The sequence below is a fragment of the Ottowia beijingensis genome (genome assembly GCF_042680925.1).
Classification (GTDB): domain Bacteria; phylum Pseudomonadota; class Gammaproteobacteria; order Burkholderiales; family Burkholderiaceae_C; genus Ottowia; species Ottowia beijingensis.
Genome location: NZ_JBHUEP010000006.1, coordinates 97,541 through 122,493 on the forward strand (window position 1 = coordinate 97,541; position 24,953 = coordinate 122,493).

The 24,953-nt window shown below is 65.5% G+C and carries 25 protein-coding genes and 1 tRNA gene; 11 read left to right on the plus strand and 15 right to left on the minus strand.

Annotated features, from left to right (window positions below; translation table 11 throughout):
* Window positions 1-184: 184 nt before the first annotated feature.
* The 4 genes from secA to ACFSCU_RS07630 all read left to right on the plus strand — a co-directional run bounded on the left by secA (window position 185) and on the right by ACFSCU_RS07630 (window position 5,847).
* Window positions 185-2,974 carry a preprotein translocase subunit SecA gene (gene secA / locus ACFSCU_RS07615; RefSeq protein ID WP_377560316.1) on the plus strand — a complete coding sequence of 930 codons (2,790 nt, stop codon included), beginning with the start codon at window positions 185-187 and terminating at the stop codon, window positions 2,972-2,974.
* Between the two features lie 115 nt (window positions 2,975-3,089).
* Window positions 3,090-4,319, plus strand: a complete 1,230-nt coding sequence (gene argJ, locus ACFSCU_RS07620) for a bifunctional glutamate N-acetyltransferase/amino-acid acetyltransferase ArgJ (protein ID WP_180549901.1) — start codon at window positions 3,090-3,092, stop codon at window positions 4,317-4,319.
* 171 nt (window positions 4,320-4,490) lie between these two features.
* Window positions 4,491-5,357, plus strand: coding sequence for an ATP-binding protein (locus ACFSCU_RS07625; protein WP_377560320.1), 867 nt, complete (start codon window positions 4,491-4,493; stop codon window positions 5,355-5,357).
* Between the two features lie 10 nt (window positions 5,358-5,367).
* On the plus strand, window positions 5,368-5,847 hold the full coding sequence (locus tag ACFSCU_RS07630; protein WP_377560322.1) for an NUDIX domain-containing protein: 480 nt from the start codon (window positions 5,368-5,370) through the stop codon (window positions 5,845-5,847).
* A gap of 91 nt (window positions 5,848-5,938) precedes the next feature.
* Here the strand turns inward: ACFSCU_RS07630 and ACFSCU_RS07635 are convergent, their stop codons facing one another.
* The 8 genes from ACFSCU_RS07635 to ACFSCU_RS07670 form a co-directional block, all read right to left on the minus strand.
* Window positions 5,939-6,163, minus strand: coding sequence for a DNA gyrase inhibitor YacG (locus ACFSCU_RS07635; RefSeq protein WP_180549899.1), 225 nt, complete (start codon window positions 6,161-6,163; stop codon window positions 5,939-5,941).
* Window positions 6,160-6,915, minus strand: coding sequence for a cell division protein ZapD (zapD, locus tag ACFSCU_RS07640; protein WP_180549898.1), 756 nt, complete (start codon window positions 6,913-6,915; stop codon window positions 6,160-6,162). The genes ACFSCU_RS07635 and zapD overlap by 4 nt, the downstream gene beginning before the upstream one ends.
* Window positions 6,916-6,943: 28 nt before the next feature.
* Window positions 6,944-7,558 carry a dephospho-CoA kinase gene (coaE, locus tag ACFSCU_RS07645; protein WP_180549897.1) on the minus strand — a complete coding sequence of 205 codons (615 nt, stop codon included), beginning with the start codon at window positions 7,556-7,558 and terminating at the stop codon, window positions 6,944-6,946.
* Window positions 7,559-7,570: 12 nt separating this feature from the next.
* Window positions 7,571-8,413: a prepilin peptidase gene (locus ACFSCU_RS07650; RefSeq protein WP_180549896.1), complete on the minus strand. Its 843-nt coding sequence runs from the start codon at window positions 8,411-8,413 to the stop codon at window positions 7,571-7,573.
* Window positions 8,413-9,636: a type II secretion system F family protein gene (locus ACFSCU_RS07655; RefSeq protein ID WP_180549895.1), complete on the minus strand. Its 1,224-nt coding sequence runs from the start codon at window positions 9,634-9,636 to the stop codon at window positions 8,413-8,415. The genes ACFSCU_RS07650 and ACFSCU_RS07655 overlap by 1 nt, the downstream gene beginning before the upstream one ends.
* A 38-nt stretch (window positions 9,637-9,674) precedes the next feature.
* The gene (pilB, locus tag ACFSCU_RS07660; protein ID WP_377560324.1) at window positions 9,675-11,414 is read right to left on the minus strand and encodes a type IV-A pilus assembly ATPase PilB; all 1,740 of its coding nucleotides are present in this window, start codon (window positions 11,412-11,414) and stop codon (window positions 9,675-9,677) included.
* Window positions 11,415-11,570: 156 nt separating this feature from the next.
* Window positions 11,571-11,647: transfer RNA gene (locus tag ACFSCU_RS07665), tRNA-Pro, on the minus strand.
* A gap of 23 nt (window positions 11,648-11,670) precedes the next feature.
* Window positions 11,671-12,600, minus strand: a complete 930-nt coding sequence (locus ACFSCU_RS07670; protein WP_180549894.1) for a polyprenyl synthetase family protein — start codon at window positions 12,598-12,600, stop codon at window positions 11,671-11,673.
* Between the two features lie 250 nt (window positions 12,601-12,850).
* On the opposite strand from ACFSCU_RS07670, the gene rplU reads away from it, so the two are divergent.
* The 4 genes from rplU to proB all read left to right on the plus strand — a co-directional run bounded on the left by rplU (window position 12,851) and on the right by proB (window position 15,791).
* Complete coding sequence (gene rplU / locus ACFSCU_RS07675; protein ID WP_180549893.1) at window positions 12,851-13,180, plus strand: 50S ribosomal protein L21; 330 nt, start codon at window positions 12,851-12,853, stop codon at window positions 13,178-13,180.
* A gap of 6 nt (window positions 13,181-13,186) precedes the next feature.
* The gene (gene rpmA / locus ACFSCU_RS07680; RefSeq protein WP_333706680.1) at window positions 13,187-13,450 is read left to right on the plus strand and encodes a 50S ribosomal protein L27; all 264 of its coding nucleotides are present in this window, start codon (window positions 13,187-13,189) and stop codon (window positions 13,448-13,450) included.
* Window positions 13,451-13,532: 82 nt separating this feature from the next.
* Window positions 13,533-14,591, plus strand: coding sequence for an Obg family GTPase CgtA (cgtA, locus tag ACFSCU_RS07685; RefSeq protein WP_377560325.1), 1,059 nt, complete (start codon window positions 13,533-13,535; stop codon window positions 14,589-14,591).
* 54 nt (window positions 14,592-14,645) lie between these two features.
* Complete coding sequence (proB, locus tag ACFSCU_RS07690) at window positions 14,646-15,791, plus strand: glutamate 5-kinase (protein WP_180549892.1); 1,146 nt, start codon at window positions 14,646-14,648, stop codon at window positions 15,789-15,791.
* 28 nt (window positions 15,792-15,819) lie between these two features.
* Here the strand turns inward: proB and ACFSCU_RS07695 are convergent, their stop codons facing one another.
* Window positions 15,820-16,356 (minus strand): CNP1-like family protein, encoded by a 537-nt coding sequence (locus tag ACFSCU_RS07695; protein WP_377560326.1) that lies wholly within the window; start codon window positions 16,354-16,356, stop codon window positions 15,820-15,822.
* On the minus strand, window positions 16,353-17,006 hold the full coding sequence (locus tag ACFSCU_RS07700; protein ID WP_180549889.1) for an RNA pyrophosphohydrolase: 654 nt from the start codon (window positions 17,004-17,006) through the stop codon (window positions 16,353-16,355). Before ACFSCU_RS07700 ends, ACFSCU_RS07695 begins: the two co-directional genes overlap by 4 nt.
* 108 nt (window positions 17,007-17,114) lie before the next feature.
* Here ACFSCU_RS07700 and ACFSCU_RS07705 point away from each other — a divergent pair, with 108 nt between their 5' ends.
* The gene (locus tag ACFSCU_RS07705; protein ID WP_377560328.1) at window positions 17,115-18,860 is read left to right on the plus strand and encodes a proline--tRNA ligase; all 1,746 of its coding nucleotides are present in this window, start codon (window positions 17,115-17,117) and stop codon (window positions 18,858-18,860) included.
* Window positions 18,857-19,510 carry a lytic transglycosylase domain-containing protein gene (locus tag ACFSCU_RS07710; protein ID WP_180549888.1) on the plus strand — a complete coding sequence of 218 codons (654 nt, stop codon included), beginning with the start codon at window positions 18,857-18,859 and terminating at the stop codon, window positions 19,508-19,510. The genes ACFSCU_RS07705 and ACFSCU_RS07710 overlap by 4 nt, the downstream gene beginning before the upstream one ends.
* 138 nt (window positions 19,511-19,648) lie before the next feature.
* On the opposite strand, the gene paeA is transcribed toward ACFSCU_RS07710, so the two are convergent.
* Complete coding sequence (gene paeA, locus ACFSCU_RS07715; protein WP_180549887.1) at window positions 19,649-20,941, minus strand: polyamine export protein PaeA; 1,293 nt, start codon at window positions 20,939-20,941, stop codon at window positions 19,649-19,651.
* 211 nt (window positions 20,942-21,152) lie between these two features.
* Here paeA and ACFSCU_RS07720 point away from each other — a divergent pair, with 211 nt between their 5' ends.
* Window positions 21,153-22,253, plus strand: a complete 1,101-nt coding sequence (locus tag ACFSCU_RS07720; protein ID WP_180549886.1) for a YidB family protein — start codon at window positions 21,153-21,155, stop codon at window positions 22,251-22,253.
* A gap of 91 nt (window positions 22,254-22,344) precedes the next feature.
* On the opposite strand, the gene grxD is transcribed toward ACFSCU_RS07720, so the two are convergent.
* The 4 genes from grxD to ACFSCU_RS07740 form a co-directional block, all read right to left on the minus strand.
* The gene (grxD, locus tag ACFSCU_RS07725; RefSeq protein WP_180549885.1) at window positions 22,345-22,671 is read right to left on the minus strand and encodes a Grx4 family monothiol glutaredoxin; all 327 of its coding nucleotides are present in this window, start codon (window positions 22,669-22,671) and stop codon (window positions 22,345-22,347) included.
* Window positions 22,672-22,700: 29 nt separating this feature from the next.
* Window positions 22,701-23,135, minus strand: coding sequence for a signal peptide prediction (locus ACFSCU_RS07730; RefSeq protein WP_377560330.1), 435 nt, complete (start codon window positions 23,133-23,135; stop codon window positions 22,701-22,703).
* A 97-nt stretch (window positions 23,136-23,232) separates the two neighbouring features.
* Window positions 23,233-23,529 (minus strand): H-NS histone family protein, encoded by a 297-nt coding sequence (locus ACFSCU_RS07735; RefSeq protein WP_180549883.1) that lies wholly within the window; start codon window positions 23,527-23,529, stop codon window positions 23,233-23,235.
* A gap of 77 nt (window positions 23,530-23,606) precedes the next feature.
* Window positions 23,607-24,920, minus strand: a complete 1,314-nt coding sequence (locus tag ACFSCU_RS07740; RefSeq protein WP_180549882.1) for a hemolysin family protein — start codon at window positions 24,918-24,920, stop codon at window positions 23,607-23,609.
* Between the last annotated feature and the right edge of the window lie 33 nt (window positions 24,921-24,953).

Here is a 24,953-nt window from a genome sequence, read left to right on the forward strand (position 1 = left end):
GTTTGATGGCGTGGATTATCGGCCGGCACGGGCCAGTTAAAATGCCCAGTTGCCCCGCGGATTGTGGGTGCTGCGGTTCGCAGGCGCTTGCATGCGGGCCAGGCGCCCCCCACTTCGCGTCACTTTTGAACTTTTCGGATCACCGTCCGGTGCGCACGCAAGGCGTCGCGGTGACCGCTCACGCATGGCCACCTCCAACTTACTCACCAAGATTTTCGGCAGCCGCAATGATCGTCTGCTCAAGCAATACCGCAAGGTTGCGGCCAGCATCAATGCGCTGGAGCCGGCGCTGGAAAAGCTGAGCGACGACGAGCTGCGGGCCAAGACCCAGGAGTTCAAGGGCCGGCTGGCCAACGGCGAGAGTCTGGACAAGTTGCTACCCGAGGCCTTTGCCGTGGTGCGTGAGGGCTCCAAGCGCGTGATGAAGATGCGCCACTTCGACGTGCAGCTGATGGGTGGCATGGCGCTGCACGAAGGCAAGATCGCCGAAATGCGCACCGGCGAGGGCAAGACGCTGACGGCCACGCTGCCGGTGTACCTGAACGCGCTGACGGGCAAGGGCGTGCACGTGGTGACGGTGAACGACTACCTGGCCAACCGCGACGCGCAGTGGATGGGCCGGCTGTACAACTTCCTGGGCCTCAGCGTCGGCGTGAACCTGCCGCAGATGCCGCGCGAGGACAAGCAGGCCGCCTATCAGTCCGACATCACCTACGGTACGAACAACGAGTTCGGCTTCGACTACCTGCGCGACAACATGGTCTACGAGACCCAGGACCGCGTGCAGCGCAAGCTCAACTATGCGATCGTCGACGAGGTGGACTCGATCCTGATCGACGAGGCGCGCACGCCGCTCATCATCAGCGGCCAGGCCGAGGACCACACGGCGCTGTACCTGGCCATCAACCAGGTGGTGCCGCAGCTGACTCGGCAGGAGGGCGAGGCCGACCCGCGCACCGGCCTGGGCGTGATGAAGCCGGGCGACTTCACCGCCGACGAGAAGTCGCACCAGATCTACCTGACCGAGCAGGGTCACGAAACGGCCGAGCGCATCCTGGCCCAGCAGGGCCTGATCCCCGTGGGCACCAGCCTGTACGACCCGGCCAACATCTCGCTGATGCACCATCTGAATGCCGCCCTGCGCGCGCACCACATGTACCACCGCGACCAGCATTACGTGGTGCAGCAGACCGACAGCGGCCCCGAGATCGTCATCGTGGACGAGTTCACCGGCCGCCTGATGAGCGGCCGCCGCTGGAGCGATGGCCTGCACCAGGCGGTGGAAGCCAAGGAAGGCGTGCCGATCCAGGCCGAGAACCAGACCCTGGCCTCGATCACCTTCCAGAACTACTTCCGCCTCTACAACAAGCTGGCCGGCATGACCGGCACGGCCGACACCGAGGCCTACGAGTTCCAGGAAATCTACGGTCTGGAGACCGTGGTCATCCCGCCCAACAAGCCGAGCAAGCGCGACGACCAGCTGGACCGCGTCTACAAGACCACCAAGGAAAAGTACGACGCCGCGATCGCCGACATCCGCGAATGCTACGAGCGCGGCCAGCCGGTGCTGGTGGGCACCACCTCGATCGAGAACTCCGAGATCATCGCCGAGCTGCTGACCAAGGAGAAGCTGCCGCACCAGGTGCTGAACGCCAAGCAGCACGCGCGCGAGGCCGACATCGTGGCGCAGGCCGGGCGGCCGAAGATGATCACCATCGCCACCAACATGGCGGGCCGTGGCACCGACATCGTGCTGGGCGGCAACGTCGAGAAGGCGGTCGAGGCGCTGGAGGCCGACGAATCGCTGGACGACACCACGCGCCGGGCACGCATCGACGCGCTGCGGGCGCAATGGCAGAAGGACCACGAGGCGGTCAAGGCGCTGGGCGGCCTGCGCATCATCGCCACCGAGCGGCATGAAAGCCGCCGCATCGACAACCAGCTGCGTGGCCGCTCGGGCCGCCAGGGCGATCCGGGTTCGTCGCGCTTCTACCTGAGCCTGGACGACGCGCTGATGCGCATCTTCGCCGGCGACCGCGTGCGCGCCATCATGGACAAGCTGAAGATGCCCGAGGGCGAGGCCATCGAGGCCGGCATCGTCACCCGCAGCATCGAGAGCGCGCAGCGCAAGGTCGAGGCGCGCAACTTCGACATCCGCAAGCAGCTGCTGGAGTACGACGACGTGTCGAACGACCAGCGCAAGGTGATCTACCAGCAGCGCAACGAGATCCTCGACGCCGAAGACTTGGCCGGCCAGATCGCCGGGCTGCGCGAGAGCTGCTTCACCGACCTGGTGCGCCAGTACGTGCCGGCCGAGTCGGTCGAGGAGCAGTGGGATATTCCGACGCTGCAGAAAGTGCTGGCCGACGAGTGGCAGATCGAGCTGCCGCTGCAGCAGGAAGTCGAGGCCTCCAGCGCCATCGGCGACGACGACATCGTCGAGAAGGTGGTGAACGCTGCCAACGAGGCCTACGCGGCCAAGCTGGCCCTGGTCGGCCCCGAGAACTTCCGCCCCTTCGAGCGCGCCGTGCTGCTGCAGGCCATCGACACGCACTGGCGCGAGCACCTGTCGGCGCTCGACTACCTGCGCCAGGGCATCCACCTGCGCGGCTATGCGCAGAAGCAGCCCAAGCAGGAATACAAGCGCGAGGCGTTCGAGCTGTTCGGCCAGCTGCTGGACGTGGTGAAGAACGAGGTCACCCGCACGCTGATGAACGTGCGCATCGAATCGGGGGAACAGATCGAGCAGGCGGCCGAAGACCTGGAGCAGCGCGGCGAGCAGTTCAGCAACGTGACCTACACCGCGCCCACCGAGACCGGCGAGGCCGAAACGCTGCCCGAATCGCAGGCACGCGCGGGTGCCGCGCTGGCCGGCGCGGCAGCGGCTGGCGCCGTGCCGCGCGTGGGCCGCAACGACCCCTGCCCCTGCGGCAGCGGCAAGAAGTACAAGCACTGCCATGGGGCGCTGAGCTGAGGTAGTCGTTTCATTGCCACTCGGATTGCTATATTAAATATAGCTTTCGGCGCTTGCCCATCAAGCGCCAGAGCCCAAAATCGCTTGAAATCCAAACCGTCCTGAGGATCCCGCCATGCCCGTGAACCTGACCGCTCCCGTCGCCTCCAGCCTGCACCCCGTGGCGGGCGTGCGCATCGGCGTGGCCGAGGCGGGCGTGCGCAAGGCCAACCGCAAGGACCTGACGGTGTTCCTGCTGGATGAAGGTGCCAGCGTGGGCGGCGTGTTCACCAGCAACCGCTTCTGCGCCGCGCCGGTGCAGATCTGCCGCGAGCGGCTGGACGCGGGCGCCGCCGTGCGCGCCATCGTCGTCAACACCGGCAACGCCAACGCCGGCACGGGCGAGGACGGCCTGGCGCGTGCGCGCCAGACCTGCGAGGCGCTGGCCGCGCAGCTCGGGCTCCAGCCCGATCAGGTGCTGCCGTTCTCCACCGGCGTCATCATGGAGCCGCTGCCGGTCGACCGCATCGTCGCCGGCCTGCCCGCGGCCATTACCGACGCGCAGCCCGCCCACTGGGCGCGCGCTGCCGAAGGCATCATGACCACCGACACCGTGCCCAAGGCGGCCAGCGCCAAGGCCATGGTGGGCGGTGTTGAAGTGACGATCACCGGCATCAGCAAAGGCGCCGGCATGATCCGCCCCAACATGGCGACCATGCTGGGCTTTCTGGCCACCGACGCGAAGGTCGACCAGGCGGTGATGAAGCAACTGGCGTTCGAACTGGCCGAGGGCTCGTTCAACCGCGTCACCATCGATGGCGACACGTCGACCAACGATTCCTTCATCGTCATCGCCACGAACAAGGCAGCCAACGCGCCTGTCACGGCGCTGGATTCGGCCGACGGCCAGGCGCTGAAAGAAGCCCTGATGGGCGTCGCACGACAGCTCGCGCAGGCCATCGTGCGCGACGGCGAGGGCGCCACCAAGTTCATCACCGTGCAGGTCGAAGGTGGCAAGACGGCCGCCGAATGCCGCCAGGTGGCCTACGCCATCGCGCACTCGCCGCTGGTCAAGACGGCGTTCTTCGCCAGCGACCCCAACCTGGGCCGCATCCTGGCGGCCGTGGGCTATGCGGGCATCGACGACCTGGATCAGACCAGGATCGACCTGTACCTGGACGACGTGCACGTGGCCGTGAACGGCGGGCGCAATCCCAGCTACCGCGAGGAAGACGGCCAGCGCGTGATGAAGCAGGCCGAGATCACGGTGCGCGTGAACCTGGGCCGCGGCAGCGCCAGCGACACGGTGTGGACGTGCGACCTGAGCCACGATTACGTCAGCATCAACGCGGATTACAGGTCGTGACATCCTCCTGAGCGCCTGACGGCGCCTCCCCTTTCTGCTGCGCGAAGGGGGACGACGGGAGCGAGCGCGCTTGGCTTATTCGCGGCGTTTGCTGGCATGGCCTGCTCCGCAGCGTCTTTGCTTTTGAATTGATAGCTGCTTGCGCTTATGCAGTAAGCGCCGGTGACCAAAATGAACGATAACCTTGTCCGTCTGATCGAAAAAGCCGAGCGCCTGATGGAGCGCATCGAGGCGGTGTTGCCGAAGCCCCTGAGCGAGCCTGACTGGTCGCAGTCCGTGGCCTGGCGCTACCGCAAGCGCGCCAGCGGCCACGGCGCGCTGGAGCCGGTGCGCCACGTGGGCAGCATCGCGCTGGCCGACCTGAAGGAGATCGACGGGCAGAAAGACAAGATCGAGCGCAACACGCGCCAGTTCGTCGAGGGCAAGCCGGCCAACAACGTGCTGCTGACGGGCGCGCGCGGCACCGGCAAGTCTTCGCTCATCAAGGCCTGCCTGAACGCCTACGCGCCGCAGGGGCTGCGCCTGATCGAGGTGGACAAGACCGACCTCACCGACCTGCCCGACATCGTCGAGGTGGTGGCTGGCCGGCCGGAGAAGTTCATCGTCTACTGCGACGACCTGAGCTTCGAGGATGGCGAGCCGGGCTACAAGGCGCTGAAGAGCATCCTGGACGGCAGCGTGGCCGCCAGCACGCCCAACGTGCTGGTCTACGCCACCAGCAACCGACGCCACCTGCTGCCCGAGTACATGAAGGACAACCTCAGCTACACGCACACCGACGATGGCGAGGTGCACCCGGGCGAGGTGATCGAGGAGAAAATTTCGCTGTCCGAGCGCTTCGGCCTGTGGGTCAGCTTCTACCCCTTCAGCCAGGACGAGTACCTGGCCATCGTGGCGCAGTGGCTGTCGTCGCTGGGCGCCAGCGCGGCGCAGATCGAGGCGGCCAAGCCCGAGGCGCTGGTGTGGGCGCTGGAGCGCGGTTCGCGATCGGGCCGCGTGGCCTACCAGTTCGCGCGCGATTTCGTCGGCCGGGCCTGAGCCGCGCGGCATGGCCGACATCCTGAAAGCCGACGCGCACCTGGCGCGCGACGTGCCGGGCGAGCGGCCCATCGTCGATGTGGCCGTGGGCGTGCTGCTGCAGGCCGACGGGCGCTTTCTGCTGACCTCGCGGCCGGCGGGCAAGGTGTACGCCGGCTACTGGGAGTTTCCGGGCGGCAAGCTGGAGGCGGGCGAGAGTGTGGAGCAGGCGCTGGCGCGCGAACTGCACGAAGAGCTGGGCCTGGACATCGACCCTGCTGACGTGCAGCGCTGGCGCGAGCAGTTGGTGGACTACCCGCATGCGCTGGTGCGGCTGCATTTCTGCAAGCTGTTCGACTGGCGCGGCGAATTGCAGATGCGCGAGGGCCAGGCCTTTGTGTGGGACACCTTGCCGGTGCAGGCCGCGCCGGTGTTGCCGGGGGCGCTGCCGGTGCTCGAATGGCTGCAGGCGGAGCGCGGCGTGGCTCCAGGCGGACTTCAAGAAATATAGCTTGTTGCGCCCGTCACATAAGGATTTCAGCATTAATTCGATCTGAAATCCTTATGTGACGGGCGCAAGCAGCTCTTTTTTCAATAGTGTTTCATTGCAGCGGCGGCTGGTTCGCTTCGTCGGCGCCGTCGTGCTCCTGCACTTCCACCCGAAAGCTTTCGCTGGCCCAGGCGCCGAGGTCGTGCAGCTTGCAGCGCTCGCTGCAGAAGGGGCGGTAGCGGTTTTCCGGCGCATACACGCTGGGGCCGCCGCAGGCCGGGCAGCGCACGGTGCGTGGCTGGGCGGCAGGGGGTGGGGAGGTGGGGTTGTCGCTCATGCGCACAAGGCCAGTTCGAACGCGGCGTCTTCGCGCGCCACCTGCAGCTTGCCCTCGGCGTCCTGCCGCATCAGGCGCACCGAGGCCATCAGGCGGTTGCCGCTGGTCTCGGGGATGAGTTGCAGCGACTCGTCGATGCGCAGCCGCAGCAGCTGGAAGGTGCGGCCCTGGGGCAGCGTCTGCTGAAAATACCCGGCGCTGGCCATCACCTTCTGCGGCTTGCCGGAGTCGCGCAGAATATGCAGCAGCAGCGTGACGGCCTGCGCCATGGGCGCCAGCGAGGCCGCCCAGGTCTGCAGATCGGCGCGCCGTGCGGCCGACTGGCCCTGCTGCCAGGCGTGGTAGGCCGGCAGGTCGAACCCGCAGGTGCCACCTGGGATGACGGCGCGGCTGCGGATGCTCATCAGCCATTCGTTGTCGGTCAGCTCATGGCCGGGTTTGCCGTGCTGCTGGCTGAGCTGCTGGAAAGCGTCGTCCAGCTGCGCCAGAAAGGCGTCGAGCGACGCCTCGGAAATGGCCGGGTTGCCGCGGAACGCGCCCATGTGCGCTTTCTGCTTGTCGAGGTCCTTCAGCACCTCGGATTTCAGGTCGGCGCGGCTGGTGACGTCCATCACCTCGAAGATGGTGATCAGCGCGTAATGGTGGTCGAGCGCGCTGTCGCGTGGCAGAAGCTGGCCCAGACGGCCGAACAGGTGTTCGAGCCGAAGGTAGGTGCGGATGCGTTCGTTGAAGGGGTACTCGTACAGGATCACGCGAAGCGCCTTTTCAGGGACGCCGGCATCATAGCCCGAAGGTGGCGGCCGCCCGCTGCACTTGCTGGCGCAGGGTGTCGAGCGTGGTGTCGGCGCCGTTGAACAGCACGGTGTCGGCCGCCGCCAGGCGCTGCGCGCGCGGCGACTGGGCGGCCAGGATCTGCTCGACCTGCTCGCGCGGCAGCTGGTTGCGCGCCATCACGCGCTCGATCTGTGTGGCCGGGTCGCAGTCGACCACCCACACGCGATCCACCTTGCCGCGCCAGCGCGCGCCGGATTCGACCAGCAGCGGCACGTCGAACACCAGTATCGGGTGGCCGGCGGCCAGCGCCTGCTGTGCCTGGCGATCGGTTTCCTGCCCGACGAGAGGGTGGATGATGGCCTCCAGGCGCTGGCGGGCGCTGGCATCGCGGAAGACCAGTTGACGCATCGCTGCGCGATCGAGGGCACCGTCGGCGCCGATCAAGGTGGGGCCAAACACTTGTGCGATGGCCGGCAGGGCAGCGCCACCGGGCGCCGTGGTGGCGCGCGAGATGGCGTCGGCGTCGATGACTGCCGCACCGCGCTCGGCCAGCATGCCGGCCACCGTGCTCTTGCCGCTGCCGATGCCGCCGGTCAGCCCGATGAGCAGCGCGGATGTCACCCGAAGGACCTTCTAGAGCCCGATCACCCGCAAGATGGACTGCGGGCCGAAGATCATGGCGGTGAGGCCACCCATGGCGAGGAACGGGCCGAACGGCACCACACCGCCTTCGCGCAGCGAACTGGCCAGCTTCATGCCGATGCCCACCAGCGCGCCGATGACCGAGGCCATCAGGATGATGGGCACCAGCGCCTGCCAGCCGAACCAGGCGCCCAGCGCGGCGAACAGCTTGAAGTCGCCAAAGCCCATGCCCTCCTTGCCGGTGGCCAGCTTGAAGCCCCAGTAGACCAGCCACAGCGACATGTAGCCGCCGACAGCGCCCCAGACGGCATCGGGCAGACGCACGCCGGTGATGCCCAGGGCGGATGCGATCAGGCCCAGCCACAGCAGGGGCAGGGTGAGGTCATCGGGCAGCAGCGTGGTGTCCCAGTCGATCAGGGTCAGGGCCACCAGCACGGCGGAAAAAACGCACCAGGCGGCGGCCGTCCAGGTCCAGCCCCAGCGCCACACGCACCAGGCGAACAGCAGGCCGGTGACCAGTTCGACCATCGGGTAGCGCAGGCTGATGGGCGTGCCGCAGGCCGAGCATTTGCCGAGCAGGAACACATAGCTGAGCACCGGGATGTTCTCGAGCCAGCGGATCTGGTGGCCGCACTTCTGGCAGCGCGAGCGCGGCACGACGAGGTTGAAGCGCTCCTGCGGTGCAGGTGTTTGCCCCGTCATCTCGGCGCATTCGGCCGCCCACTGGCGCTCCATCATCTTGGGCAGACGGTAGATCACCACATTCAGAAAGCTGCCGATGAGCAGCCCGAACAGGCCGCCCAGGGCGGCCTGCAGCCAGATCCCCTCGGGCATCAGACCACCTGGCCCAGCTTGAAGATCGGCAGGTACATCGACACCACGATGCCACCGATGACGGTGCCCAGCACCACGATGATGATCGGCTCCATCAGGCTGGACAGCCCGGCCACCATCTCGTCGACTTCTGCCTCGTAGAAATCAGCCGCCTTGCCCAGCATGTGGTCCAGCGCGCCTGATTCCTCGCCGATCGCCGTCATCTGCAGCACCATGCTGGGGAAGATGTTGGCGTTGGTCATGGCCGCCGTCAGGCTGGTACCCGTGGAGACTTCCTGCTGGATCTTGTCGGTGGCCAGTTTGTAGAGCGAGTTGCCAGAGGCGCCGCCGACGGAGTCGAGCGATTCCACCAACGGGACACCGGCAGCGAACATGGTGGAGAGGGTGCGTGTCCAGCGCGCCACGACGGATTTCTCGATCAGCTCACCGAAGATCGGGATCTTGAGCAGCAGACGATCCATGAACATCTGCATTTTCTCGTTGCGCTTCCAGGCCTGGAAAAAGAAGTAGGTGCCGAAGAACAGCCCGCCGAAGATCAGCCACCACCACTGCACGAAAAACTCGCTCATCGCGATCACGAACATGGTCGGTGCCGGCAGGTCGGCGCCGAACGAGGAGAAGACTTCCTTGAACGCCGGGATCACGAAGATCATGATGACTGCCACCACCACGAACGCGACCACGATCACGGCGATCGGGTACATGAGTGCCGACTTGATCTTGGACTTGATGGCCTCCGTCTTCTCCATGTACGTGGCCAGACGGTCGAGCAGGCTTTCCAGGATACCGGCGGCTTCACCTGCTTCCACCAGGTTGCAGTACAGGTTGTTGAAGTAGAGCGGATATTTGCGGAACGCTGCGGACAAGGACGTGCCGGTCTCGATGTCGGCGCGGATGTCGTTCAGCAGCTTGGTCACGCTCGGGTTGGGGTTGCCGCGAGCCACGATGTCGAACGATTGCAGCAGAGGCACGCCGGCCTTCATCATGGTGGCCAGCTGGCGTGTGAAGATGGCGATGTCTTTCGGCTTGATCTTCTTGCCGGCGCGCATCCGGCGCTTCTTGATCTTGGTGACGAAGATGCCCTGACGGCGCAGCGTGGCCTGGACCTGGTTTTCACCGCTGGCACGCGTATCGCCGCGAACGATCTTGCCGTTGCGGTCCTTGCCTTCCCATTCGTAGACGAATTCCTTGACGCTCTTGGCGCCAGCGACTCGAGTTGCCATGGCTTGTTCTTTCCAGTCCTAGTGACGAGGTGCGCGCGTCACTCGTTGGTGACGGCCAGCACTTCTTCCAGTGAGGTCACGCCGATCCTGACCTTGTGCAGGCCCGATTGCCGCAGCGATCGCACACCCTCGCTTCGCGCCTGTTGGGCAATCTCCAGCGCGCTGCCGTCCGCCAAGATGATGCGTTGCAGTTCTTCGCTGATCGGCATCACCTCGTAGATGCCGACGCGCCCTTTGTAACCGTTGTTGCACGCGCTGCAGCCGACAGGCTTGTATGGAGTCCAGCTGCCATCCAGTTCGAGTTCGTCGAACCCTGCCTCGATGAGCGTTTCGCGGGGGATGTCGACTGGCGCCTTGCACTGCGCGCACAGACGGCGCGCCAGGCGCTGCGCCGTGATCAGGATCACACTCGACGCGATGTTGAAGGGGGCAATGCCCATGTTCCGCATCCGCGTCAGCGTGGTGGGCGCGTCGTTGGTGTGCAGCGTGGAAAGCACCAGGTGACCGGTTTGAGCGGCCTTGATGGCGATGTCGGCGGTTTCCAGGTCGCGGATCTCACCCACCATGATGATGTCCGGGTCCTGGCGCAGGAAGGCTTTCAGCGCCACGGCAAACGTGAGGCCGGCTTTCTCGTTGACGTTGACCTGGTTGACGCCGGGCAAGTTGATTTCCGACGGGTCCTCTGCCGTGGCGATGTTGACGCCGGGCTTGTTCAGCAGGTTCAGGCAGGTGTAGAGCGATACCGTCTTGCCGGAGCCGGTTGGGCCGGTCACGAGGATCATGCCGTAGGGGCGTTCGATGGCCTTGAGCAAGCGCTCTTTCTCGATCGGCTCGTAACCCAGGGCATCGATGCCGAGCTTGGCACTGCTGGGATCAAGGATGCGGATCACGATCTTCTCGCCGAACAGCGTGGGCAGGGTGCTGACCCGGAAGTCGATCACGCGGTCGGGGCCGATCTTCAGCTTCATGCGGCCGTCCTGCGGCACGCGCTTTTCGGAAATGTCGAGCCGCGACAGCACCTTGATGCGGGAAGCCAGCTTTTCCTTGATGGCCACCGGCGGCGACACGATCTCGCGCAACTCGCCGTCGATGCGGTACCGCACCCTGTAGTTGTGCTCGTAGGGCTCGAAGTGCAGGTCGGAGGCGCGCATGTTGAAGGCGTCGACCAGCATCTTGTGGAGAAACTTGACGACGGGAGCGTCTTCGACATCCGTCTGCGGCGCTTCGGTCTCTTCAGTCGGTGTATCACCGCCCAAGGACGCTTCGTCGAACTCGAAGTCGCCGCCGACGATGCTGTCCATCGCCTCGGTGGCGCTCTTGGTGTGGGCCTCGATGAGCCGGGTCAGCTTGTCGAACTCGCCGATCACCCACTCAACACCCATCTGGGTAGCGAACTTCACGCGTTCGGCCGCCTCATGATCCGAAGGATCGGCCGTGGCGACGATCAATCGTCCGCCGCGCTTGCTCAACGCGAGGATGCGGTAGCTGGCCGAAAGCTTGGGATCCAGCAGATCTTTCGGCAAGCGCTGGGCATCCAGCGCGTCCATGTCCAGCAGCGGCGCTGAGAACGCCTGCGACATGGTGTGGGCCAGTTCCGCTGCGGAAATGGCGCCGGTTTCCGTCAGTTCAGTGATGAAGTGGCGGTTGGCGGCTTTGGCCTTTCGAAAGACTTCGTCCGCCGTCTGCTGAGTGATCTTGCCAGCCATGACCAAGGCGCGGCCAACCCCCGGCAGGGCGACGGGCAAGGTGTTCTTGGAAACTGGATCGGCAACGGCCATGGGACGAATGGTCAAACGGGCAGGACAAGCCGGTCGATCATCGCCGATCAGTGAAAAGATGTAAACGCCGGAGCGCTCCGAATGTGTGCATCAATCGACACATCGGGCGGGATGGCAGTGAACGCAAACTTCCCGCAACAGACGGCAGCATCAGATTGGTCGGGGTGAGAGGATTCGAACCTCCGGCCTCTACGTCCCGAACGTAGCGCTCTACCAGGCTAAGCTACACCCCGATGGTGCCCGACCCTGATGGGTTTCACGAGCGCCGCTGCAATAGCTGAGCCGCCAATTCTATCAAACTGTTGGTGAATTCATTGGTGGGCAACGCGCGTGCCGCAGCGACTGCGCGTTCTGCCTGTGCCGCGGCTGCAACACGGGTGCGTTCCAGAGCGCCGGTAAGCCGCACGATGTCCACGATGCGCGGCAATTCGGTGGTGCTGCCTGTCTCGATGGCTTGGCGCACCACCTGGGCTTCTTCCGGCGTGCCGAGTTTCATCGCCAGAATCAGGGGCAGGGTGGCCTTGCCCTCGCGCAGATCGTCGCCGAGGTTCTTGCCCATTTCGGCAGCGTCGCCATCGTAGTCGAGCACATCGTCGATGACCTGGAAGGCGGTGCCCAGCGACTGCCCGTATTCAGCGCAGGCCTCTTCCAGATCAGGCGGGCTGTCCGCCAGGATGGCGGCGATGCGGCAACTGGCCTCGAACAATTTGGCCGTCTTGGAGCGGATCACGCGCAGATAGCCCGCCTCGTCGAGCGAAGCGTCGTGCATGTTCATCAACTGCAGCACTTCGCCTTCGGCGATCACGTTGGTGGCGTTGGCCAGAACCTGCATGATGCGCATGTTCTGGCTTTCCACCATCATCTGGAAGGCGCGCGAATACAGGAAGTCGCCCACCAGGACGCTGGCAGGGTTGCCGAACACTTCATTGGCCGTCGATCGACCGCGCCGCAACGTCGACTCGTCCACCACATCGTCGTGCAGCAGGGTGGCCGTGTGGATGAACTCCACCACGGCAGCGAGGTTGTGGCGCTGTGGGTGCTGGCAACCCAGGGCGTTGCAGGTCAGTACCAGCAACACAGGGCGCAGCCGTTTGCCACCTGAGGAAATGATGTAGTGCGCTACCTGGCCTACCAGGGGCACTTCCGAGTCAAGTCGGCGCACGATGGTGGCGTCGACCTCGCGCATGTCGTCGGCGGCCAGGGCCAGGGCGCGGTTGGTGGGGGTGTTAGGAGAGGACAAGAGGAGTCAAAGCTAGAGGCGGCTGGACGGCGCCTGGGCGATCCATGCGCGCGGGCGATTGTAGGATTATAGGTTTCGCCATGGTCTGCTGCCGATGCGAGATGGGCTTGTTTGCCAACGCGCGGGCTGATCGTTATAATGCGCGGTTCTGCCGGAAATCCGTTCGGCAGAACATTTTCCGAACAAGGATTTCACTATGTACGCGGTCATAAAAACCGGTGGCAAGCAGTATCGCGTGGCCGCCGGCGAGAAGATCAAAGTAGAACAGATTGCTGCGGACGTTGGCCAGGAAATCACCTTCGACGAGGTTCTGGCTGTCGGCAATGGCAGCGACCTGTCGATCGGTGCGCCCCTGGTGTCCGGTGCCTCCGTCGTTGCCAAGGTGGTCAGCCACGGCAAGCACGACAAGGTGCGCATCTTCAAGATGCGCCGCCGCAAGCACTACCAGAAGCGCCAAGGGCATCGCCAAGGCTATACCGAACTCGAGATCGGCACCATCAACGGCGCCGGCAAGTCCAAGGAGTAACACACCATGGCACAGAAAAAAGGCGGCGGCTCCACGCGAAACGGTCGCGATTCCAAGCCCAAGATGCTGGGCGTGAAGGTGTTCGGCGGCCAGACCGTCAGCGCCGGATCCATCATCGTGCGCCAGCGCGGCACCAAGTTCCACGCCGGCAGCAACGTGGGCGTGGGCAAGGACCACACCCTGTTCGCACTGGTCGACGGCCAGGTGTCGTTTGCCACCAAGGGCGCGCTGAACAAGCACGTGGTGCAGGTCACCCCAGCTGCGGCCTGAAAGGGCCCGGCGGCTTGACCCGAGAAGCCCCGCCCGCGCGGGGCTTCGTTGTTTCTGAGTCGACCACTACACTGAACGCACCATGAAATTCGTCGACGAAGCCTTCATCGACATCGCCGCTGGCGATGGCGGCAATGGCTGCGTGTCGTTCCGCCACGAGAAGTACAAGGAATTCGGCGGTCCCAACGGCGGCGATGGTGGTCGGGGCGGCCACGTGTTCGCGCTGGCCGATCCGAACCTCAACACCCTGGTCGATTTTCGCTACGCGCGCCGGCACGAGGCCAAGCGCGGCCAGCACGGCATGGGTTCCGACATGTTCGGCGCCGCGGGCGACGACATCACGCTGAAGATGCCGGTCGGCACCATCATCACCGATGCCGAAACGGGCGAGGTGCTGTACGAACTGCTGCACCCGGGAGAGAAGATCATGATCGCCAAGGGCGGCGATGGCGGTTTCGGCAACCTGCGTTTCAAGAGCTCGATCAACCGCGCGCCGCGCCAGAAGACCCCCGGCTGGCCGGGCGAAAAGAAGAGCCTGAAGCTCGAGCTGAAGGTGCTGGCCGACGTCGGCCTGCTGGGCATGCCCAATGCGGGCAAGTCCACTTTCATCGCAGCGGTCAGCAATGCGCGGCCCAAGATTGCGGACTATCCGTTCACGACGCTGCACCCCAACCTGGGCGTGGTGCGTGTGGGGCCTGAACAGAGCTTTGTGGTGGCCGACATCCCCGGCCTGATCGAGGGGGCCTCCGAAGGCGCCGGCCTGGGGCATCTGTTCCTGCGCCACCTGCAGCGCACGCGGCTGCTGCTGCACATCGTCGACATCGCACCGTTCGACGAGGGGGTCGACCCCGTCGCGCAAGCCAAGGCCATCGTCGCGGAACTGAAGAAGTACGACAAGGCACTGTACGACAAGCCACGCTGGCTGGTGCTGAACAAGCTCGACATGGTGCCCGAGTACGAACGTGCCGCGCGCGTGAAAGACTTCATCAAGCGCCTGCGCTGGAAGGGCCCGGTGTTCGAGATATCGGCGCTGACGCGCGAGGGGTGCGAGTCGTTGGTCCAGGCGATCTATCGCCACGTGCAAAGCGAGCAGGTGGCCAGCGCGCCGGATGGGCCGCGCGATCCCCGTTTCGATGATTGATTGCTTCAATAATAATAGCTGCCTGCGCTTTCTACATAGGCGCTGAGGCCCGAAATGACCAATAAATCCATTTCCGACGTGTTGCGCGAGGCGCGCCGTGTCGTCATCAAGGTGGGCTCCAGCCTGGTCACCAACGAGGGACGCGGTCTGGACGAGGCGGCCATTGGCGAATGGTGTCGCCAGATGGCGCTGCTGGCGCGGGAGCCCGGCACGCACCGCGAGGTCGTGATGGTGTCCAGCGGCGCCATCGCTGAGGGCATGAAGCGCCTGGGCTGGGCGCAACGCCCGAAAGAGGTGAACGAACTGCAGGCCGCCGCCGCCGTGGGCCAGATGGGCCTGGCGCAGATGTACGAGACGAAACTGCGCGAGCAGGGCCTGCGCAGCGCTCAGGTGCTGCTCACCCACGCCGACCTGGCTGATCGCGAGCGCTACCTGAACGCGCGCACCACCTTGCTCACGCTGCTCGAATACCAGGTGCTGCCGGTCATCAACGAGAACGACACCGTCGTCACCGACGAGATCAAGGTGGGCGACAACGACACGCTGGGCGCGCTGGTGGCCAACCTGATCGAGGCTGATCTGCTGGTCATCCTGACCGACCAGAAGGGGCTGTACACGGCCGATCCGCGGGCCAACCCCGGGGCCGAGTTCGTGCACGAGGCGCGTGCCGGCGATCTGGCGCTGGAGCGCATGGCCGGCGGCGCAGGCTCCAGCATCGGCAAGGGCGGCATGCTGACCAAGATCCTGGCCGCCAAGCGGGCGGCGGGATCGGGCGCCTCCACGGTCATCGCCTGGGGGCGCGAGCCGGACGTCCTGCTGCGCCTGGCGGCGGGCGAGCGCATCGGCACGCTGCTGGTGGCACCGACGCAGAAGATGCAGGCACGCAAGCAATGGATCGCCGATCACCTGCAATTACGCGGCGCGCTGGTGGTTGACGATGGTGCGGTGGCCAAACTGCGCAGCGCCGGCACCAGCCTGCTGCCCATCGGCATGACGCAGGTGGAGGGCGTGTTCGCGCGCGGTGACGTGGTGGCGATCCGCGATGCGGCCGGTGCAGAGGTGGCGCGCGGGCTGGCCAATTATTCGAGCGCCGAAGCACGCCTGCTGTGCCGCAAGCCATCGGCAGAGATTCCCACGTTGCTGGGTTACATGGCCGAGCCGGAGATGGTGCACCGCGACAACATGGTGCTGTCGCGCTGATGCGGCGTCAGCGCGCCGCCGCCCCGACTCAGTAGTACAGCGAGCGGTTGCCCGATTTCAGCTCGCGCACCATGTCGGCCACCGTCTGGCGCACGCCGGTGCCGATGCACATGCCGTCGCGCGCCAGCCGGTAGGGGTGCTGCACCATCACGCTGGTTTGGCCGCGCATGCTTTTCCAGTCGTTCTCGCCGCTGGGCGTCCAGGGGTTGCCTTGCACCTGGCGGGCGTAGACGCGGTATTCGCCCGTGGCACAGCGAATACCTTCGTACGTGGCGTTGACGGCCGACGGCCCGCGTGCCACCGCCACGTAGCGGACGATGCCGGTGTCGTGGTTGATGGTGATGGTTTCCGGGTCGATCCCCATGCGCACCGTGGCACTGCGCGGCATCTCGATGTCGATCAGCCGGCTCGTGCTGTAGACGGGTGGCGGCGGAGCGGCATCTTCCTTCCAGTCCGCACGATCCAGATCGGCATATTGGGCGTGGGCGGCGGCGCTGACGAGCAGGGCGATTGCCGCCAGGAGCGGGGATGCACACCCGTGCCAACGTTTGGCCAGGCGACTCATGATTCTTCGCGCGGGCCGAAGGGCGCTCGCGGCACGGCTTCCAGCGTCGCACCCGGCGGCAATGCCACGGGCGGCGGGCCGCGTCGCTCGTGGTGGCGCTCCTGCGTGTGGATGGGTGGCATGTCGCCGCCATCGCGTGGGCGCATGCCGCCGCGCAGGTAGCGATTGCGGTGCTCCTGGCGCGGCAGAAAACGCGCCAGTTCGGTCAGCGCCATCTCGTACACGCCACGTTTGAATTCGACGACGACATCCAGCGGCACCCAGTAATCGTTCCAGCGCCAGGCGTCGAACTCGGGGTGGCTGGTGGCGCGCAGGTTGAGCTGCCAGTCGTGCGCCATCAGTTGCAGCAGATACCAGATCTGTTTCTGGCCTTTGTAGTGTCCGCGCGCGTCACGGCGGATGAACCGGTCTGGCACCTCGTAGCGCAACCAGTCGCGGGTTCGGGCCACGATGCGCACGTGCTCCGGCTGAAGGCCGACTTCCTCGTGCAGTTCGCGGTACATGGCCTGTTCGGGCGATTCGCCACGATCGATGCCGCCTTGCGGGAACTGCCAGGAATGGGTGCGAATGCGCCTGCCCCAAAATACCTGATTTTTCTGGTTGAGCAGGATGATGCCGACGTTCGGGCGAAAGCCTTCCCGGTCGAGCATAATCTAACCCCAAATTTTGATAAGTTGGGTCCATTATGCACGGCGCCCCCTGCGCGGCAAGTGGGCACAAACCCCCAAGCTTGGCGTGGCCTTCACGCCGCTGTCCCGATGAAAGCCTCCCAGTTCCTTATCTCCACGCTGAAAGAAGCGCCGGCCGACGCTGAAGTGGTCAGCCACCAGTTGATGATGCGCGCCGGCATGATCAAGCGCCTGTCCGCCGGCATCTACACCTACATGCCCATGGGTCTGCGCGTGATCCGCAAGGTCGAGGCCATCGTGCGCGAGGAAATGAACCGCGCCGGCGCCATCGAATGCACCATGCCGGTGGTGCAGCCGGCCGAGCTGTGGAGCGAGACGGGCCGCTTCCAGTCCATGGGGCCCGAACTGCTGCGCGTGAAAGACCGGCACGAGCGCGATTTCGTCATCCAGCCAACCAGTGAGGAGGCGGTGACCGACATCGCGCGCCAGGACTTCCGCAGCTACAAGCAGTTGCCGAAGAACCTGTACCAGATCCAGACCAAGTTCCGCGACGAGCGTCGGCCGCGCTTCGGCCTGATGCGCGGGCGCGAGTTCATCATGAAGGACGCCTACAGCTTCGACCGCGACGAAGCCGGTGCCAAGAAGAGCTACCAGGTGATGGCGCAGGCCTACCGCGCCATCTTCGACCGCTTCGGCCTGACCTATCGCGCCGTGGCCGCCGACTCGGGCGCCATCGGCGGCGACCTGAGCGAGGAGTTCCAGGTCATTGCCGCGACCGGCGAGGACGCCATCGTCTACGCCACCTGCAGCGACTACGCCGCCAACATGGAGAAAGCCGAAGCGCTGGCGCCTGCCGGCCCGCGCCCCGCCGCCGTGCAGCCCATGACCAGGACGCCGACGCCCGGCAAGGCGACATGCGCCGACGTGGCCGAGTTGCTGAAGCTGCCGCTGAACACCACCGTCAAGTCGCTGGTGCTGGCCACCGACGAGCTGAACGAAGCGGGCGAAGCGGCCAAGACCCAGGTCTGGCTGCTGCTGCTGCGCGGCGACCACGACATGAACGAGGTCAAGGTGGGTAAGGTGCCGGGGCTCGACCAGGGCTTCCGGTTCGCCACCGTGCCCGAAATCATGGAGCACTTCGGCACCAAGCCCGGTTACCTGGGCCCCATCGGCCTGAAGAAACCCGTGAAGATCGTGGCCGACCGCGAGGTGGCCGTGATGGCCGACTGGGTCTGCGGTGCCAACGAGGAGGACTTCCACATCACCGGCGTCAACTGGGGGCGCGACCTGCCCGAGCCCGACCAGGTGGCCGACCTGCGCAACGTGGTGGCGGGCGATGCGTCGCCCGACGGCAAGGGCCAGCTGGCGATCGAGCGCGGCATCGAGATCGGCCACGTGTTCTACCTGGGCACGAAGTACAGCGCGGCGATGAACGCCACCTTTCTCGACGAGGACGGCAAGCCCAAGCCCTTCGAGATGGGCTGCTACGGCATCGGCATCACGCGCCTGCCGGCGGCGGCGATCGAACAGAACCACGATGCCAAGGGCATCATCTGGCCCGATGCGATCGCGCCGTTCACGGTGGTGATCTGCCCCGTGGGCATGGACCGCAGCGAGGCGGTGAAGCAGGCTGCCGAAAGCCTGTACGCCGACCTGCTGGCCGCCGGCGTCGACGTGATGCTGGATGACCGCGGCGAGCGCCCCGGCGCGATGTTCGCCGACTGGGAGCTGATCGGCGTGCCGCACCGCGTGACGATTGGCGACAAGAGCCTGAAGGAAGGCCAGATCGAATACCAGCACCGCCGCGACGAAGCCGCCACCAAGGTGCCGGCGGGCGAGATCGCCGCCTTCGTGAAGGGCAAGCTGGCGGCATGACCGCGCCCGCGGCGCGGCCTGCGCGCGATGCCTGCGTTGATCGAAGAAAGTGCCTGCAGGGCTTGCTGGTGCTGCCCGGGGCGCTTGCGTTTCAAGAGCGCGCGCAGGCCGGCGGCCAGTTGGAGGAGCCGCTGGCCGATTCGGTGCGTGGCGCGCTCAGCTCGGCCATCGCCAACAGCGCACCGCCAGTGCCCACCTTCGCGACCACCGAGGCGCGGCTGTCGTACCTGCGCTGGCTGTCGGCCATGAGCGACCGGCTGTACAGCCGCAAGCGCGACTTCAACACGCGCATCGAGTTTTTGCAGACGGTGTGGTACGAAACGCGCCGCGCGGGGCTGGACACCTCGCTGGTGCTGGGCCTGATCCAGGTGGAAAGCGCGTTCCGCAAGTTCGCTGTGTCCAGCGTGGGCGCGCGCGGCTACATGCAGGTGATGCCGTTCTGGACGCGCGTGATCGGCGACGGCGACCCGGGCAAGCTGTTTCACATGCAGACCAACCTGCGCTTCGGCTGCGTGATCCTGCGCCACTACCTGGACCGCGAGCGCGGCGACCTGTTCATGGCGCTGGGCCGCTACAACGGCTCGCGCGGCAAGTCGCCGTATCCCAACGCGGTGTTCGGGGCACAGAAGCGCTGGACGTTCGCGGGTTGAGGGCGTTGGACGTCACGTTGAATGCTATCTAATAAGTAGCTGCTTGCGCTTGATATATAAGCGTTTCAGATATTAATCTACCTGAAATTGGCTTGTGACAAGCGCAAGCAGCTATTGTTTTTTGACGACGCAGTTTGATCAACCCGCCGCCTCGCGCGTCACCAGCACCTGGTCGATGCGGTAGTTGTCCACGTCCATCACCTCGAATCGGTGGCCGCTCCACACCACATGGTCGGTGCGGCGCGGCACGCGGCGCAGCATCACCATCAGAAAGCCCGCCAGCGTGTCGTAATCGCCGGCGCTCGGCAGATCGTCCAGCGCCAGCGCGCGCTGCACGTCCTGCATCGGCGTGTGGCCGTCGATCAGCCACGAGCCGTCGTCGCGCCGCACGATCAGATCCTCGTCCTCGGGCGTCACCAGCTCGCCCATCACCGTGCTCATCACGTCGTTCAGCGTCACCACGCCCACCACCGTGCTGTATTCGTTGACGATGAGCGCGAAGTCCTCGTGCTGCTGGCGGAACTGGTGCAGCACCTCGGACAAGCTCAGCGCATCCGGCACCACCACCAGCTTGTGCAGCAGGCCGCCCTCGGTCAGCACGATGGGGCGGCCGCTGAGCACGCGCTGGAACAGGTCCTTGGCGTCGACATAGCCCAGCACCTGGTCCAGCTCGCCGTCGCACACCGGGTAGGTCGAGAACGGCTCGGCCGCGATCAGCGCACGGATGTCGTCGTCGCTGGCGTCGTGGCGCAGCCAGGCGATCTGGTCGCGCGGCGTCATGGCGCTGGTCACGGTGCGGGTGTCCAGCTCGAACACGTTTTCGATCACCAACTGCCCAGGCCGGTCGAGGACGCCGGCCTTCGTGCCGGCCTCGGCCAGCGCCAGGATGTCGTCGGGCGTGATGCGCTCGTCGCGCTGCGTGGGCAGGCCCAGCAGCCGCATGATGACGTCGGTGCAGCGCGTGTACAGCCACACCAGCGGCTTGAAGGCCACCAACACCTTGCCCATGGGGCCAACCACCCACATCGCCACGCGTTCGGGCTGGGCCATGCTCAGGCGCTTGGGTACCAGGTCGGCAAAGACGACGAACATCGACGTCACCACCGCCACCGAGCCGGCAAACGCCAGGCTGGTGGCCGTGCGCGGCGACAGCCACTGGCCGAGCAGCGCCTCGAGGTAGGGGCTGAGCAGCCCCTCGCCCACGATGCCGCCCAGAATGGCGATGGCGTTCATGCCGATCTGCACCGTGGTGAAGTAGTAGCCCGGCTGTTCCTGCACGTGCAGCACCTGCAGCGCGCGCGGATTGCCTTCGTCCGCCAGCTGGCGCAGGCGCAGTCGGCGCGACGCGGCGAGCGAAATCTCGGCCACGGAGAAAAAGGCGCTGGCTGCAATCAGCAGCGCGATGAGAAGCAGGCTTTGTGTGAAATCCATGAAGACACGGCGACGCGGGGTCGGGCTGCCGGGCAGTTTACAGGCGCTTACGCGGAAAGCGGCGTGTAGGAGCGTGCCGACATCGTTTGGCCACATCGCTTCCTATAATTTTCGGGCGTGCGAATTAAGTGCGTTGGCAGGCGCTCACTTATCGTGCATCCCCAAATCCTGCCGCGACACGCGCCCCTCATCACAATCAGAAAGGTAAATCATGTTCGACGTTTTGATCCGCGAAGCCGGTGCGCGCTTCGGCCTGGGCGACAAGGCCTTGCCGGTGGCGCAGATGCTGCTGGCCTACATGACCAACAGGGACACGGGCGGCCTGGCCGGCTTCCTGGAAAAGTTCAAGGCGGCGGGCCTGGGGCCCATCATCCAGTCGTGGCTGGGCGGTGGCCCGAGCGCACAACCGGTGAGCAACAGCCAGGTCGAAACCGTGCTGGGCGCCAGCGGCGGCCTGCTGTCGATGATCACGGCGCGCCTGGGCGTGAACCGTGACAACGTGACGTCCGCCATCGGTTACCTGCTGCCTGCCATCGTCGGCAAGCTGACGCCCGGTGGCAGCCTGCCTGCGAACCTGCCGCCCGAGGTGGCAAGCTTCGCCGCGGCGGGGCAAAGCCTGCTGGCCGCACCGGCCGCTGCCACCGTGGCGGCGCCGGCCGCGGGCGGTGGGGTGATGAAGTGGCTACCGTGGGTGGTGGCGGCCGCCGCGGTGCTGTTCGGGCTGTCGTATTGCGGCAAGAGCCGCACGCCGACGGATGCGCCCGTGACGCCGGCAGCCCCGGCGTCGGCACCTGCAGCGGTGCCGGCACCAGCTGCAAGTGATGCCCCGGTGGCCGCGTTCGGCGGCAGTGCTCCGACGACCACCCCTGCGACTGCGCCGATCACGCCAGCCGCGTCCGAACCTGCCGCTGGCGCGGCCTCTGCCGCCAGTGCAGCCGCTGCCGCCGACGAGCCCACTGGCTCAGCCGTCGTCAGCCTGATGGACGCCAGCAGCGTGCCTGCGCTGAAGGTCTACTTCGACTCCGGCAAGACCGACGTGCACAGCGACTTCGCCGCCAAGTCCGCCGATCTGGTGAACTACATGAAAGCCAACGCCGATACCAAGGCCGTCATCTCTGGCTTCAACGATCCGACCGGCAATGCTGCCGCCAATGCCGAACTGTCGAAGAACCGCGCGCAGGCGGTGCAGGCCGCCCTGGTGGCAGCCGGCATTCCGGCAGACCGCACGGTGCTCGAGAAGCCTGCTGAAACCTCGGGCACGGCGGCGACCAATGCCGCGTCGCGCCGCGTCGAAGTGGTGCTGCGCAAGTAAGCTGTCCCGCAGACCGCTGGGCCTCGCGGCCCCGGTCGACAATGAAAAACGGACGCCGCGGCGTCCGTTTTTTTTGTGGCGATAGGCTGCTTCAGCCTTGGCCAGCCACCAGTTGCTGCAGTTCGCCCGATTCGTACATCTCCATCATGATGTCCGAGCCGCCGATGAACTCGCCCTTCACGTAAAGCTGCGGAATGGTGGGCCAGTTGCTGTATTCCTTGATGCCCTGGCGCACGGCTTCGTCTTCCAGCACGTTCACCGTCGTCAGCGCCCTCGGCTCCACGCCGCACGCCTTCAGGATCTGGATGGCGCGGCCGGAAAAACCGCACATCGGAAAGCTCGCATTGCCCTTCATGAACAGCACGACGTCGTTCTGTTTCACCAGATCGTCAATGCGTTGTTGCGTGTTCTGATCCATGACTTGTTCCTTGATTTGCAATGCGCGGATTATTCCACCATCGCCCTGTCATTGGCCGCCGCAGGGAGATGGCAGACCGGCGCCAGCGCATAGGCCTCGCGCTCGAAATGGTTGTCGCGGTAGGGGCAGCCGCCCCGCAGCCATTGCCAGCCGCTGGAGGCCAGGTAAAGCGGCACGAACAGCGGGCCCCAGCGTTCGTACTGGCGAACATGCACCTGCTCGTGCGCCCGCGCACCGTCCAGGCAGGCCGTGTCCAGCCCCAGCACCACATGGCCCAGGGTGATGGCCTCGAAGCGCAGCGAGGCCGGCAGCCGGCGGCAAACGGCGGCCAGCAGACCGCCGTGCACTTCCAGCGCGCCCAGCCGGTGCTGCCAGTGGGCGCCCAGAAGGCCGGCCAGCAACGCGGCCAACAGGCCTGCCACGGTCCACGGCAGCGGCCAGACGTAACGCCAAAGACGCACCATGGGCGCTCTGAATCGGTGATCCGCCGCCGGGTTCCACGCTGGAAACGAAAAAAGACGCCCTGCGGCGTCTTTTCTTTTATGTGGCGGCGGCGGTTAATCAGGCAATCAGAAACTTGGTCCGATCCTGGCCGTCGATCCACTTGGGCGCCTTGCCGCGGCCGGTCCAGGTCTGGCCGGTGGCCGGATCGCGGTATTTGGGCGTCACCTTGCCGCCCGCACGCGTTGCGCTGGATTTGCTGCGGCCGGAAGGAAATACATCCTGTGCCGTCAAGCCATATTCGCTGACCAGACCGCGCACCTGCGCCACCGCATCGGCAATTTCACGCTGGCGTGCCTCTTCGATTTGCAGTGTCAGTGCCTGTTGCTGCTGGAGCAGTTCCTTGTACGTTGCCATGATTTGTTCGATTGATCGAGTGAAAGTGCGCTGAATATAGCATTATTCAAGCGTGAAAAACATAATCCAGCAGGTGATTAGTTGGTTGGCGCGGATTCTTCCAGCAGGGGGCGTGCCAGCACCAGGTCGATCCGTCGACCATCCAGTTCCTGCACCACGAACGACCAACCCACGCATTCGATCGCGTCTCCCACGTCCGGCAAGCGGCCCATTTCGGCCAGCAGCAGGCCGGCCACCGTGTTGTAGCGGCCCTTGTCCTCGTGTGGCAGGTCGTCTTCAATATCCAGCCGGGCTTTCATTTCATTGATCGGCATCAAGCCGTCCAGCAGCCAGCTGCCGTTGGCATGCGGCGTGGCCCAGGCGTCGATGTGGGCGCCGGGTTTCAATTCGCCGGTAATCGCCTCCAGCAGATCGCGCGGCGTCATCAGGCCCTGCACCACGCCATATTCGTCCACCACGAACACCATGTGGCCGGATTTGGCGCGCAATTGCTCCAGCAATTCCATGCCGCTGAGGGTTTCGGGCACGAAAGCCGCCTGCGAAACATGGGCGCCGATCAACGAGTCGCCCTCGCGCCCCGATTCCAGCAGCTTGGCCACCGAGATAATGCCGATCACATCGTCCAGGCCGTCGCGACATACCGGATACCACGAATGCGCGTCTTTCTCACCCTGCGTCGCCACATAATCCAGCGCCTCGGCCACGGTGGCGCGCGCGTCCAGCCATTCAATATCGCTGCGCGGCACCATCAGCGACGACAGCGAGCGGTCGTCCAGGTGAAACACGTTGCGCACCATCTGGTGCTCGTGTTCCTCGATCAGGCCGGCATCCACGCCTTCCTCCAGGCTGGCGGATATTTCCTCCTCGGTCACGGCACGCCCGTGCGATTCGTCGATGCGCAGCAGTTTCAGCACCGCCTGCGTACACAGTGACAGCAGGGCGACGAAAGGCTTGGCCGCGGTGGCCAGCCAGGTCATGGGCTGGGCGATCCAGCGCGCCACGGTTTCGGGGAACATCTGGCCGATGCGCTTGGGCACCAACTCGCCGAAGATGATGGTGGTGAAGGTGATCACCGTCACCACCAGCGCGGTGGCCGCGATCGACGCCGCGCCCGTGCTCATGCCGAAGCCTTCCAGCCACTCGGCCACCGGCCCGCTGAAGGCCGCCTCGCCGACGATGCCGTTGAGCATGCCGATGGAGGTGATGCCCACCTGCACGGTGGAGAGGAACTGCGTCGGCCGGTCCATCAGCCGGATCGCCGCGCCGGCGCCGCTGTCGCCGCTTTCCTCCATGGCTGCCAGCCGTGCCTTGCGCGATGAGGCGATGGCCAGTTCCGACATGGCGAACACGCCGTTGAGCAGGGTCAGGAAAGCGATCAGCAGGAAGTCCATGCAGGCCGGCCGCGAGGCCGGTGGAAAATGAAG

What these genes read in the sequence shown, in the direction of transcription:
- secA (WP_377560316.1), top strand. Translation starts at nt 185, where the DNA reads ATGGCCACCTCCAACTTACTCACCAAGATTTTCGGCAGCCGCAATGAT.
- argJ (WP_180549901.1), top strand. Translation starts at nt 3,090, where the DNA reads ATGCCCGTGAACCTGACCGCTCCCGTCGCCTCCAGCCTGCACCCCGTG.
- ACFSCU_RS07625 (WP_377560320.1), top strand. Translation starts at nt 4,491, where the DNA reads ATGAACGATAACCTTGTCCGTCTGATCGAAAAAGCCGAGCGCCTGATG.
- ACFSCU_RS07630 (WP_377560322.1), top strand. Translation starts at nt 5,368, where the DNA reads ATGGCCGACATCCTGAAAGCCGACGCGCACCTGGCGCGCGACGTGCCG.
- ACFSCU_RS07635 (WP_180549899.1), bottom strand. Translation starts at nt 6,163, where the DNA reads ATGAGCGACAACCCCACCTCCCCACCCCCTGCCGCCCAGCCACGCACC.
- ACFSCU_RS07650 (WP_180549896.1), bottom strand. Translation starts at nt 8,413, where the DNA reads ATGCCCGAGGGGATCTGGCTGCAGGCCGCCCTGGGCGGCCTGTTCGGG.
- ACFSCU_RS07655 (WP_180549895.1), bottom strand. Translation starts at nt 9,636, where the DNA reads ATGGCAACTCGAGTCGCTGGCGCCAAGAGCGTCAAGGAATTCGTCTAC.
- pilB (WP_377560324.1), bottom strand. Translation starts at nt 11,414, where the DNA reads ATGGCCGTTGCCGATCCAGTTTCCAAGAACACCTTGCCCGTCGCCCTG.
- ACFSCU_RS07670 (WP_180549894.1), bottom strand. Translation starts at nt 12,600, where the DNA reads ATGCGCGAGGTCGACGCCACCATCGTGCGCCGACTTGACTCGGAAGTG.
- rplU (WP_180549893.1), top strand. Translation starts at nt 12,851, where the DNA reads ATGTACGCGGTCATAAAAACCGGTGGCAAGCAGTATCGCGTGGCCGCC.
- rpmA (WP_333706680.1), top strand. Translation starts at nt 13,187, where the DNA reads ATGGCACAGAAAAAAGGCGGCGGCTCCACGCGAAACGGTCGCGATTCC.
- cgtA (WP_377560325.1), top strand. Translation starts at nt 13,533, where the DNA reads ATGAAATTCGTCGACGAAGCCTTCATCGACATCGCCGCTGGCGATGGC.
- proB (WP_180549892.1), top strand. Translation starts at nt 14,646, where the DNA reads ATGACCAATAAATCCATTTCCGACGTGTTGCGCGAGGCGCGCCGTGTC.
- ACFSCU_RS07695 (WP_377560326.1), bottom strand. Translation starts at nt 16,356, where the DNA reads ATGAGTCGCCTGGCCAAACGTTGGCACGGGTGTGCATCCCCGCTCCTG.
- ACFSCU_RS07700 (WP_180549889.1), bottom strand. Translation starts at nt 17,006, where the DNA reads ATGCTCGACCGGGAAGGCTTTCGCCCGAACGTCGGCATCATCCTGCTC.
- ACFSCU_RS07705 (WP_377560328.1), top strand. Translation starts at nt 17,115, where the DNA reads ATGAAAGCCTCCCAGTTCCTTATCTCCACGCTGAAAGAAGCGCCGGCC.
- ACFSCU_RS07710 (WP_180549888.1), top strand. Translation starts at nt 18,857, where the DNA reads ATGACCGCGCCCGCGGCGCGGCCTGCGCGCGATGCCTGCGTTGATCGA.
- paeA (WP_180549887.1), bottom strand. Translation starts at nt 20,941, where the DNA reads ATGGATTTCACACAAAGCCTGCTTCTCATCGCGCTGCTGATTGCAGCC.
- ACFSCU_RS07720 (WP_180549886.1), top strand. Translation starts at nt 21,153, where the DNA reads ATGTTCGACGTTTTGATCCGCGAAGCCGGTGCGCGCTTCGGCCTGGGC.
- grxD (WP_180549885.1), bottom strand. Translation starts at nt 22,671, where the DNA reads ATGGATCAGAACACGCAACAACGCATTGACGATCTGGTGAAACAGAAC.
- ACFSCU_RS07730 (WP_377560330.1), bottom strand. Translation starts at nt 23,135, where the DNA reads ATGGTGCGTCTTTGGCGTTACGTCTGGCCGCTGCCGTGGACCGTGGCA.
- ACFSCU_RS07735 (WP_180549883.1), bottom strand. Translation starts at nt 23,529, where the DNA reads ATGGCAACGTACAAGGAACTGCTCCAGCAGCAACAGGCACTGACACTG.
- ACFSCU_RS07740 (WP_180549882.1), bottom strand. Translation starts at nt 24,920, where the DNA reads ATGGACTTCCTGCTGATCGCTTTCCTGACCCTGCTCAACGGCGTGTTC.